A 7,723-nucleotide genomic window follows, 5' to 3' on the forward strand; every position below is an offset into this window, starting at 1 on the left:
GTCATTTAAAATTATAGCTCAGTATGTAGCTTTATTAGCTACTGGCCCTATATATAATCGTGGTCCTTATCTGCACCTCTATAAAGAGAACTGGCATAACCATAACCAGGGCGGAGTCCATTTTGAAACCTATATTGAAACCCCCCAGATACAGAAAAAAGAATTCCCTGTTCACCTGCATGCAGAAGAGGACTGTCCACAACAGCAGAGGTTTATTCAAGAGCTTCTAACGCTAGAAGCTGATCGAATAAATAGCTGGAAGGGCTATAGCGTGATCGGTGAGGGAAATAACATATGTTCTAGGTTCCTACCTCTTAATTTCAAAAATCTAGAGCAACGTCTTCTCGAAGAGTTCAACAGGCTTCGGCAACTCGAGGCCAGTATAGATAATATATTAGGTCGAGTTGAGTGATAAAACATTGAAAGTGAAAAAGAAAACTCCTTGTATCGATGTCTGTAAATACTCCGGCCCTAGCGAGTGGTACATTGGGTGTGGTCGCACTCAAGAAGAATCCCGGCAATGGAAAAAGATGAAGCCATATGCAAAACAAGCACTCCTAAACTCGCTTAAAAAAAGACTGTCCCAAATGAACGTTGCCAAATAGAATAACAAATCGTTACAACCTGACAATTTTCCCCTACGCTCCAAAACGCAGGTGAACTCAACTGTTGAACTTTCCTTCATTGTCGGTTTAGGTGCGTGGCTAGATGTCTCTGAATGACAGCTTTACGAGGAAGAACAGCCACCCATACCAAACTGGTGTCTGTCTCTTGATGGCCGATCTTCCCAAATTGGTCGATTTGAGCCAATCTCGGCTATGGGGAAATGTATTAACGTATTGTTTCTATTGTGATAGAGCTTTACTGAAATAATCGCTTATCCCAAATGACTTTTTTAGGCTCTGAAACTATGACCTTTTTGGCATCAGGATGAAGCGGGTTAACGAGGACGTTTTGGTCTAATCTGGCAATAACTGATGGGACAATTACTATTGCAGTCCGTGCTTGGTTTAGCCATTGGTCGCCAAATGCCCTGGCCGGGGCGTTGTTTTCTGAATCCCAACCCTCTGGGAGCTGGTTCTCCTCAACGATTTCTACCGAAACACTGCCGGGTACGTCTACGATGACATACTGCTGGGTTTCAGGAATACGGCCGGTGTTGGCATGTGCCAGAATTTCTAACATGGCGCAAGAGTATGACAACGAACCAGAAATAACCGGCTTGCCTGGGCTATTCCATCGTCCGCCAATGAATGCCGCGCCTGTCCCGTCCCAAATAGGATGGCGCCCGTCCGCAATCCGGTAGATCTTCACTAAGCCGCAATACCGTAATACAAGCGCCAGAGCAATTCTTCGACCCGACGGGCTCCTATTTCGGTCATCGAAACCTCAAGGGGAGCTCGATTTTGCAGCATTGGATGAGGCTTATGCAGAAATTCCCTGGCATCGTCTACCGAGTTCCAAACGTACTGAGCAGTCGCATAGATTCTGGCCAAGCGTTCAGTTCGTTCGGATTCTTGGGCGCTTAATCTATCCCGGCGGCGCTTCTAAGTCGCCTCGGGGACAATCCGATGCAGCCGGCAATGAGAAAAAATTACCCAGGGCAATCCATAATAATGCTGTTATCAATGCCATCAAAGCATAGGTACCTCGGGTCAGGTTCATGGGCCTTTTTGTTGTTCCGATGAGATTTATTGAGCTGCGTGGAATTGTACCCATTTAACGAGTCGATTCCATTTTTAATTGAAGTATAGACAATATGCCTTTGTGTTCTAGAGTTGACGCTAATGCTGATAAATATGCGGGTATGGTTGTTTCCGACCGAGAAAACATCGGCTTAGGGCGAGTGCTAATAGCAACGGAGTCTTCGCTCGGCTATGCCGATAGCATGAATCCAAGCATCTTGATTGGTGTGCGAGAAAGCCTCTATCCATGTAACTGGAACTAGTTGATTCTCGATGAGGCAGAATCGTGAAGTTTAAGCAATCAAAGTGACCAAAAAAAACGGCAGACCGGATAATTATGTATAGTTGGCTATCGACTATCCTATTATGCTATGAAGAATCTTGGCGCAATCGCCGCATAGATGATACAAAACTTTGATCTGGATTAAGCCAAGCTTTATCGAAAAGGATTATTCAAAACGTTTGAAATGATCGCAGTTTTTTCGTTGATCAAAAGCGAGCAAAGGAAAAAATCAAAAAGAATATTAGGCGCTATGTCTAAGATCCCCATGCAATCGACTGCTTTACGATAGGAGATGAATAATTATTCTGCGAATATTAGAGCCTGGCGAGGATCCAATGGCATTTAAGCTGATGACATAACAGCATCAAGGCAAATGAAAGATGACAGTGTATTACTGTTGTTATTATGTATTTAAGAAGTCGTTAACGACCCTAAGCAGACCTCTGTGCCTTAGGCTTTAATGACCGTAGTAAACTTTATTCCTGACGTTAGTAAGCATAAAATCGCTTGATTGCAACACACAGTACCCATATACTTCAAATTATTTTACGCCTTTTCATCATCTATAATTCGGGCTTGATTGTGGTCAATTGATTGGGCATCAAAGCTTACGGGACCTGGACGAATATGAGCGATTGGGAAATCATCAGAGAAGAAGCAAGCATCGTTCTAATTGGGAGCATGAATCCTAAAATATTTCATCCGGAATGGTTTATCCGAAAAGAAATTGTTGAAGAATGGGATTACAGCCAAGACGAAGTTATTAGCTTGCCTGATTTAGCCCAAGTGGAATTGCCCAACGAACGTAAGCTAACGGTATTATTAAATAAATTTTCAATCCTTTCACCACTCGCTACAGAATACCAATCAATAAAGGATTTGGTAATCCATACCTTTTCATTATTGAGCGAAACTCCAATTATTCAAATGGGCATGAATTTTAGTTCTGTAATCAAAATACCGGATGAAGACAAGTGGAAACAATTTGGACAGAAACTAGCGCCTCAAGAATATTGGAAACAAGCAGCGACCTTCGTAAGTGAACTGGATGAACAGCAACAAAAAACGCTTGGATTGTGGGAGTTAACAATGAATCTTCCTAGACCAGATGATTTAGAAGGCTACATTCGGCCAAAAATTAACGTGCTTCCGCAAGCAGGGCCTTACGCACTACAATTTAGCATTAACAATCATGTTGATTTAAAAGATTCAAATGCAACATCCATGATAAAGGTTCTTGAAAATCATTGGGATCAGTCATTAAGTTTTGCCAAACAACTAACTGAGAACATCATGGAATCACAACTGAGTCACGCAATATGAGTACAGCAACAGCAAGCTTATTAAAAGAAAAAGATACCACTAATAATTATCATCAAGAACCAACCGAATACAGGTATGGTAAAGATGGTACCGATATCTTTTCTACAAAAGAGCCAGAAATTCGGCCTCGTAGCAAAAAACTCCCTCTCGATGTAATTGATCTCACGACGCCAAGAGAAGAAATCAAGCAACGATGGCGCGGAGTCATAGTCAGTTCGAACGAGGAAGAATTAACCGTTCAACTAGAAGATCTCACCAATTCTGAAAATCCGAACGAATTGGTTGTTTTATCAAGAGACGAAATAGACGCTAAAGATCAAATCCTTATCGAACCAGGTGCATTGTTCGATTGGTACATAGGCTATAGACAAGGGCAAAAATATAGTAGGGAACGGTTTTCAACTATCCGTTTTCGCCGCCTACCACCATGGACAACGGCAGAAATTCAAGACGCTGAAAAATTGGCCGAGGAGTACGCTGATTTTTTTCTCGCCGATTGAAAATACACCACCGGAAATCGCTTGCGCTGAAATATCCCTTTTCGGCCCCGGAATTGGTGAATGTATAGTACTTAACTTTGGAGAAGGCCGCTGGTTTATCATTGACAGTTGCCTTTGTCCGATTACCAAACAGCCAATTGCCCTTAATTACTTACAGTCTATCGGGGTGGATGTAAGCCAACAAGTGATTGGTATCTTAATCACACATTGGCATTCAGACCATATCGAAGGGGCATCAGCCTTGTTAAAGGCTTGTCATAACGCAAAGTTGTATTGCTCCATCGCTCTATTAAAAAAAGAAGCTTTCCAACTCGCAGCACTATATAAAAAGGATATCTTTGCCGATACCGATAAGGACATTCGGGAATTTAGAGAAATTATCGAGTTTCTCCGCGAGACAGGAGATAGAAACCGCTTCTCCGCCGTCAAAAACAGACATACTTTTTTTGATTACAGAAATACGGTACCAACACGTCTAGTTGCCTTATCGCCTAGCGACGTCGCTGTCACTCAATCTATTGCATCCTTAACTCAATTGGCACAAAAACAAGGTAAACGCCGGACTAGAAATGTTGTGCCGACAAGCGAAAATCTTAATGCCGTGGCACTCCATTTTTCTTTTGGTAATTTTTCGGCCCTGTTAGGCTCTGACTTGGAGGAAACCGGCAATCCACAGACAGGTTGGTCTGCCATTTTCGAAAACAATGTTATTAACGAATTAAGTCTGTCATCTGCTTCATTATTTAAGGTTGCTCACCATGGTAGTGAAACCGGCTATCACGACAAGATTTGGCAAGAGCTGTTAATTAAATCGCCGTTATCGATGACAACTCCCTATACTCGAAGCAGCTTACCAACAGCCGATAACATTAATAAGCTACAAAAATTATCTTCCCATTTTTTAATCACCAGAGATCCTCAAGCAAATAAAAGGATTAAACGAGAAAACATGGTGGAAAGGGAACTCCGATCCATCGCCAAAGATAGAAAAACTATTAACGAAAAAATGGGCCATATCCAAATACGCATTACCATAGATGGTAATTTGAATATTTCGGGCAATGAAAATGCGGTTAAATTTACAACTACAGCCATTTAGTGATGTGGCCAACTTGGTATGATCTTGAACTGGAAAAAGCCATTAACTACGTTCTTTTCGATCCCACCGGTATATTTTGGGGAGAAGAGCGCTGCAAAATACAAACACCACCCACATGGCGACAGCAAGCGGAACTTGCTTGTTTCGCTATGTAAACTCTTCGAAGCCGGTGCGCTAGGCTGACAGCTTTCGGTTTGTCAGCTGCCATACGCTGAAACCCTTGAATGTCTCAAAGTGGCCGGCTGCCGCCGATGGACAGTGACATATTTCAGTTGCAAATAATCCTGGTTTGCTGCGGATAATTGCAGGTCGGCACGAATGATTGCTGGTTTGGGGCGTTACGATTGCAGGTCGTAACGGCTAGGTGTAACAACCTGCAATCAAACAACAATAAATCGAACTCAGTTTTTTAGAACCAGTATTCTGCAGTGAAAATAGGCAAATTTCGATAGAAAACGGCCTTGCCGCCAGAGTTCAACAAAACGATTGTTTTTTGGACGCTGTATTTTGTTTTATGTGGTGCGAAATTGGTGCTATATTGGTGCATAACCTATTTTTGAAAGGTCAGGCCATGGTAAGACAAAGCATATCCGTATCGGAACCCAATGACGAATGGTTGAAAGCCCAAGTCGCCAGTGCAGAGTACAGCAGTAAGAGCGAGGCGATTAACGACCTTATCCGGCAGGCACGGCGGCGGCAGCTTGAAATCGAGCATATTCGTTCTGAACTGATTAAAGCGGAACAGAGCGGTTTTATCGACGAGCAGCCGGACGAATTATTGGCCAACTTCAAGGAAGAAGCACGGCAAGATGGGCTCTTATAAACTTTCGAAAAAAGCCCGCGCCGATTTGAAGAGAATCTGGTTATACGGCGTTAAAACGCATGGTAATCAGAGAGCCGATCAATATCATCAAGGGATGCTTGATCGTTTTGCACACATCGCTGAACAGCCTTATCTATATCAGGCCGTTGACTCTATCCGTGCTGGGTACAGGCGTAGCGTGTATGGCACCGACAGTATTTATTACCGGATCAATGACGGCACAGTCGAAATCATGACTATTTTAGGCCATCAGGATACGGAAGATTGGCTATAACAAGCAGTCGTGCCACCAGTCGCCATTTAATCATTGGGAAGTTCGGTGCTACACAATCCCGAAATGCGCGTTTGACCTAATCAGCCTTTGCAGATACTGGTTCCTTCTGAAATTACCAGTCCAAAGTCCAACGAAATTCGATTTTTTGAGTGTCCGCTTACGATAATATCATCTGCGAAATTCTCCCAAAATCAAATAATCCGAGATGAAAATGCCGGATAAGTGCAAGAAAAACCGATTATGAAATCAAAAAACTACTGTTAGGGGATGCCTCGTGTTTCATATTGCACTACCAATTTCTCCCGCACATTGCATAGTTTATTCAGATTGATGCCGGAAGCGGATGGATTGAGGATCGTTGATTTCAATCCGTCTCACAGCATAAAAATAAACAATAACAGCATCATTAACGCAGTGGCACGAACGATATTGGACTTCATTGCCATGATCGAGATACTGTTTTCGCCCCACATTTTGAATTGACTCCAGCTTACAAAGGCGATCCATAAAAACAGTAGGATTGCGATAATCGACTGTATCGCAGTTTTAAGTTCTTGATAGCTGACGCCGCCGGCGCTGTTTGTGAATGCAGCCGAAGGGTTTATCAGCGGTTGCCAGACAGTGGGGGCTGGAGGTTGAACGCCATTATTGCCATTACCCCCCGTACTGCCGGAACCGGCATTGCCTCCGGTGGTGACATTGCCGGTAATCGGTGCCAGGTTATACCCATTAAACGTCGAAATGTAATGGGTAATGGCGGTGTTATTGGCATCACTGGGGATTTGGGCACCGTTGGATTGTAAAAACGTTTTAAGCCCTCCGACCCCGACCAGGTGAGCGCCTGCCAATAAACCCGATTCGGTCATGACGATACCGGCGATCGTTTGGCCAACATAGTGATCCAAGCCTACATTGCTGATATAGCCCCACTGCTTGATGTTGTAATCTTTGATCGCTTGGGTTTGTACTGCCGCGTTCGCTAAAAAGTCGGCTTTACTGTGTATCCCATTCTTCCCGGTCCAGGTGCCTGTCCAGTCATTGATATCCGGCGTGTGATCTTTGAGATAATAACCGGCATCGATCAACGCGCTCTCCCCCATCTGATAACTGCCTAAAAAGCCGTATTTATTGACACTGGTGGGATTGCTGCTGGATTCTCTGGCACTGAGCGCCGCCAAGTAATCGCTGTATTCGGAAGCCGCCCACGCCACTCCTGAGATGAACAAGCCCATGATCAGTTGCCTGGCTTTCTTCATGACGCTTTACTCTGAGTCGGGTGCTAATTCTTGTAACTGCCCTGCCCGATAACGAAAGTAAAGCACTTGGGCCTGCGTTGGACAGCATAAAGGATCGCTCGGACCCTGAACTTTCGTTTCGACCGAGAGCATTCCTTTCGATTGAGCGGGACCAAATCCGTCCACCATGCCGGTAACCGGTATCGTCGCCAGAATCTGCGATTGATTCTGTTGTTTTGACACAATGCTTAACTGGTTCCGCCAATAGGTCGGCCCAATGATCGTCCACAAGACCGCCTGTTCTAAACCGGGTTTACCGGCGTCTAGTTCGACCGGCATGCTCTGTTGGATCTGCACTTCTTCTCGGGTATCCAGCTGTTGCTTGAACAGCGCGGTTAATTCCGGATCGATGGTTTCTGCCTGTCCGATGTGCATACACATGCCGAACATATAGGGCCAGTAGCTAATAAAGCTACATACTGAGCTATAATTTTAAATGAC

Annotated in this window: 12 protein-coding genes; 7 read left to right on the top strand and 5 right to left on the bottom strand. The window is 44.0% G+C overall.

Translation table 11 applies throughout. The annotated features are described in order from the left end of the window. Together ACRJJO_RS21520 and ACRJJO_RS21525 are read left to right on the top strand one after the other, a co-directional pair. A partial coding sequence (locus ACRJJO_RS21520) for a hypothetical protein (RefSeq protein WP_431067609.1) occupies nucleotides 1–412 on the top strand: 412 nt, incomplete at its 5' end. Nucleotides 413–425: 13 nt separating this feature from the next. Further along, on the top strand, nucleotides 426–605 hold the full coding sequence (locus tag ACRJJO_RS21525; RefSeq protein WP_431067618.1) for a DUF1289 domain-containing protein: 180 nt from the start codon (nucleotides 426–428) through the stop codon (nucleotides 603–605). 256 nt (nucleotides 606–861) lie between these two features. Here ACRJJO_RS21525 and ACRJJO_RS21530 read toward each other — a convergent pair whose 3' ends face one another. The 3 genes from ACRJJO_RS21530 to ACRJJO_RS21540 are packed head-to-tail and all read right to left on the bottom strand — an operon-like array spanning nucleotide 862 to nucleotide 1,665. Then, nucleotides 862–1,314 carry an RES family NAD+ phosphorylase gene (locus tag ACRJJO_RS21530; RefSeq protein WP_431067610.1) on the bottom strand — a complete coding sequence of 151 codons (453 nt, stop codon included), beginning with the start codon at nucleotides 1,312–1,314 and terminating at the stop codon, nucleotides 862–864. Next, entirely contained in the window at nucleotides 1,314–1,496 is a 183-nt protein-coding gene (locus ACRJJO_RS21535; protein WP_431067611.1) for an antitoxin Xre/MbcA/ParS toxin-binding domain-containing protein, read from the bottom strand. The genes ACRJJO_RS21530 and ACRJJO_RS21535 overlap by 1 nt, the downstream gene beginning before the upstream one ends. A gap of 34 nt (nucleotides 1,497–1,530) precedes the next feature. Then, on the bottom strand, nucleotides 1,531–1,665 hold the full coding sequence (locus ACRJJO_RS21540) for a hypothetical protein (protein WP_431067612.1): 135 nt from the start codon (nucleotides 1,663–1,665) through the stop codon (nucleotides 1,531–1,533). 930 nt (nucleotides 1,666–2,595) lie between these two features. Here ACRJJO_RS21540 and ACRJJO_RS21545 point away from each other — a divergent pair. From ACRJJO_RS21545 to ACRJJO_RS21565, 5 genes are all read left to right on the top strand, one after another. Continuing rightward, nucleotides 2,596–3,291 carry a hypothetical protein gene (locus ACRJJO_RS21545; protein ID WP_431067613.1) on the top strand — a complete coding sequence of 232 codons (696 nt, stop codon included), beginning with the start codon at nucleotides 2,596–2,598 and terminating at the stop codon, nucleotides 3,289–3,291. Continuing rightward, nucleotides 3,288–3,791 carry a hypothetical protein gene (locus ACRJJO_RS21550; RefSeq protein WP_431067614.1) on the top strand — a complete coding sequence of 168 codons (504 nt, stop codon included), beginning with the start codon at nucleotides 3,288–3,290 and terminating at the stop codon, nucleotides 3,789–3,791. Before ACRJJO_RS21545 ends, ACRJJO_RS21550 begins: the two co-directional genes overlap by 4 nt. A 52-nt stretch (nucleotides 3,792–3,843) precedes the next feature. Beyond that, entirely contained in the window at nucleotides 3,844–4,890 is a 1,047-nt protein-coding gene (locus ACRJJO_RS21555) for an MBL fold metallo-hydrolase (protein ID WP_431067619.1), read from the top strand. A 571-nt stretch (nucleotides 4,891–5,461) separates the two neighbouring features. After that, nucleotides 5,462–5,713, top strand: coding sequence for a ribbon-helix-helix domain-containing protein (locus ACRJJO_RS21560; protein ID WP_205454439.1), 252 nt, complete (start codon nucleotides 5,462–5,464; stop codon nucleotides 5,711–5,713). Next, nucleotides 5,700–5,987, top strand: a complete 288-nt coding sequence (locus ACRJJO_RS21565; protein ID WP_431067615.1) for a type II toxin-antitoxin system RelE/ParE family toxin — start codon at nucleotides 5,700–5,702, stop codon at nucleotides 5,985–5,987. The genes ACRJJO_RS21560 and ACRJJO_RS21565 overlap by 14 nt, the downstream gene beginning before the upstream one ends. Nucleotides 5,988–6,361: 374 nt before the next feature. Here ACRJJO_RS21565 and ACRJJO_RS21570 read toward each other — a convergent pair whose 3' ends face one another. Together ACRJJO_RS21570 and ACRJJO_RS21575 are read right to left on the bottom strand one after the other, a co-directional pair. After that, on the bottom strand, nucleotides 6,362–7,243 hold the full coding sequence (locus tag ACRJJO_RS21570) for a TIGR03758 family integrating conjugative element protein (protein ID WP_431067616.1): 882 nt from the start codon (nucleotides 7,241–7,243) through the stop codon (nucleotides 6,362–6,364). Between the two features lie 6 nt (nucleotides 7,244–7,249). Then, a complete protein-coding gene (locus ACRJJO_RS21575; RefSeq protein ID WP_431067617.1) occupies nucleotides 7,250–7,657 on the bottom strand; it encodes a hypothetical protein in 408 nt (135 codons plus the stop codon). Nucleotides 7,658–7,723 lie beyond the last annotated feature (66 nt).

Source organism: Methylotuvimicrobium sp., from assembly GCF_050611805.1.
GTDB lineage: Bacteria > Pseudomonadota > Gammaproteobacteria > Methylococcales > Methylomonadaceae > Methylotuvimicrobium.